Source organism: Bulleidia sp. zg-1013, from assembly GCF_019798045.1.
Lineage (GTDB): Bacteria > Bacillota_I > Bacilli_A > Erysipelotrichales > Erysipelotrichaceae > Bulleidia.
The window spans coordinates 1-2,883 of record NZ_JAGXEX010000019.1 but is presented as its reverse complement, the minus strand read 5'-3'; the positions used below and the strand labels follow the sequence as shown (position 1 = coordinate 2,883).

1 protein-coding gene is annotated in these 2,883 nt (G+C 37.7%); it reads left to right on the top strand.

Annotated elements, in window-relative coordinates:
* The coding region (locus tag K7I92_RS07350; RefSeq protein ID WP_220282607.1) for a Cna B-type domain-containing protein at positions 1-2,883 on the top strand (2,883 nt) is incomplete at both ends.

The following is a 2,883-nucleotide window of genomic DNA, read 5'->3' as shown; positions in this document are numbered from 1 at the left end:
AGATATGGCACAGGCGACGAAATTGGTACTTACGTCTATAACAAAGGAAAGTTTGTTTTAACCTTCTCAGGAGACTACATCAAAAACAATGAAGTCAAAGACTTAACCACAACACTTCGCACAGATGACGTAACCATTTCAAATACAACTTACGGCACAGGAACAAATGGTGAAAAATCCACCCTCTATGGAAAAGTGGTGGATAAAACCATCATTGCAGGCTATGAAAAGAAGAATGCCGATACACCGGCAGGACCTGGACCCCTTAGCCTTGACAATGTCAAAATCAAATCCTTTGAAATCATCGATGTCGCAAACGGAAATAAAGAGATTGATTACAGGACAAGTGACAATGCACAATATGAAGCATATAAGAAAGACCCGTCTAAGTTTAGCAATGCAGTTTGTGAACATCAGACAAATAGTAAAATTAAATTAAAATTATCGATGACTTATACGGCTCAAAAATCAATCTTAGAGGGAGATACATTATCTATTCCAGCAAATTACGGTGGTGTATCTTATGACTTTTCATCTCAACCATTATTTGATGGAACAAAAAACCAAATTGGTACTTGGGAATATAAAAATGGAAAAATTGAAATTAAATTTAGTGGCGAACATATAAAAAATAATCAAGTCAAGAGTTTTACCGCTTCATTCGAAACTGGAAAAAGTATTAATGTTTTAGGAATAGCAGGAAGGAGCACAAAGCTTGGAGATAGAAAAACATTAAGTGGAAAGCTTGGAAAAAAAGATTTAATTACCTCTGCTGAAAAAAGGCATGTTATTACTAATGTGGTAGAAGAAACTACCAATAATATTGGTAAGATAGCATCTTCTTCTACAGATAAAAGAATTGTTTGGGCGATTGCTATTGAAAGCGATGTGAAAAATAAGCATAATACACGATATTTTACACCATATATGTTAGAGAACGATGGGAAATACAGTGATGGAGCGTTTTCAGACATATATTTGGAAGATACTTTTTATGAATGTGTGTCAGAGCCAATATTGAATCAGAACCTGTCATATACGACTTTTGGGGCTATTGATAACTCGGGAAAAGTCATTTCACAGGCTAATGTTGCTAAACTGGGTAACCTGTTGAAAAAGATAGAACAGGGAAGCAGAAGCAAGGAACAAGTAAAAAAATCCCTTCAAAATGGACAGTATTGTATGTATGATAATAAAAACGGCACTTATACTTTCATGATGAAATGGTGGAATATGAATGATGGGAAAGGGTTAACGTATGATAAGCTTCCTGAAATCAAAGCTGCAGGTGGAGTGGGTAATTTTTTAAAGGAAGACCAACCAGACCTTTATGGAAGTTTGACTCCAGAAACAATAGATAAAATAAATACAATATTTAAAGGTAAATCACTCCAAAATGTTTATTTTAATATTACGGCAGAATACACGCCAGTCAAAGAAGTAACAGAAATAAAAAACACCGCAAAAATTAAAACCAAGCAAACAGGGGAAAAAGAGTATCCTGCTGTAGGAAAACTTACCCCACCGGCAGGTATTGCCGACGCACCGGCTGACCCGCTAACTGTCAAACTGGTCAAGTCAGATAGAAAAACAGGTGCAACCCTATCACAAGGCTTTAAGTTTAAACTACAAACATCTACAGACGGTAAAACATGGACTGATGTAACTGTAAAACCGGACATGGTAGAAAAAGGAAGCCTAGATAAAGGTCAGTTAGTACCGGATGATAAGGGAACCGTTCAGATTAAAAAACTGAAGGTCGGTAAATACCGCTTTGTCGAAACCGCCCATCCAAAAGGCTACGAAGATGTAAAAATCAATGATGCGAAACCAAACAGTACACAAAACCCTACTTCCGCCAACTCAAAGGTCATCACACTAACCGACCAAGGAAGCGGAGCCTATGTAGCCATGTACAATCAGCCTAATGGTGAAAAGATAGACATCAATGTCAATAAAAAGTGGGTAGGACCTGAAAAAGACACTGTCACCGTAAAACTATTGGCAGATAAAAAAGACACAGGAAAAACCCTCACCCTTACAAAAGCTAAAAAATGGCAAGGAAGCTTTAAAGACTTAGACAAACACAATATCGACGGTAAAGAAATCGAGTACGATGTCAAAGAAGTTGCCATCCCTGACTATGAAAGTAAGAAAACAGGGGACGCAAAGAATGGCTTTATCATTACCAATAAGAATGTAGAGAAAATAGACATTCCGGTTAAAAAGGTTTGGAATGGTAAAAAGGAGGATAAGGTAAGAGTAGGACTGCTTGCGAATGGTAAAGAAGTAGCCTTTAAGGATTTGAATGAATCAAATAAATGGCAGTGGACATTTAGCGGTCGTCCAAAGTATGACGATAAGGGTAAAGTAATCACCTATACCGTTAAAGAAGATACGTTAAAGGGCTATCAGACTGTCATCACAGGAAATGCCAAGAATGGCTTTACCATTACCAACACCAATATAGAAAAGGTAGAAGTTAAGGTAACGAAGAAGTGGGTAGGACCTGCAAAAGATTCGGTTGTTGTAAAACTAAAGGCAGGAGGTGTAGAAAAAGCTACCGCCACTCTAAGTAAAGCGAATTCCTGGAAACATACCTTTAAAGACCTTCCAAAGTATGATAAGGATGGAAATAAGATTGAGTATGATATTGAAGAAGTAAGTCTAGGTGGATATATCTCAGGTAGGAGCGGTTCAGCAGAATCAGGCTTTACCATTACCAATACCATTACAGGTAAAGTATCCGTACCGGTTACCAAGAAATGGGTCGGTAAAGAAGGAACTTCAGCAACCGTTCATCTTTTAGCAGACGGTCAGAAAGTAGCCGGTGTTACTCTGAATAAGGCTAACCATTGGCAACATACCTTCACCAACCTTGAA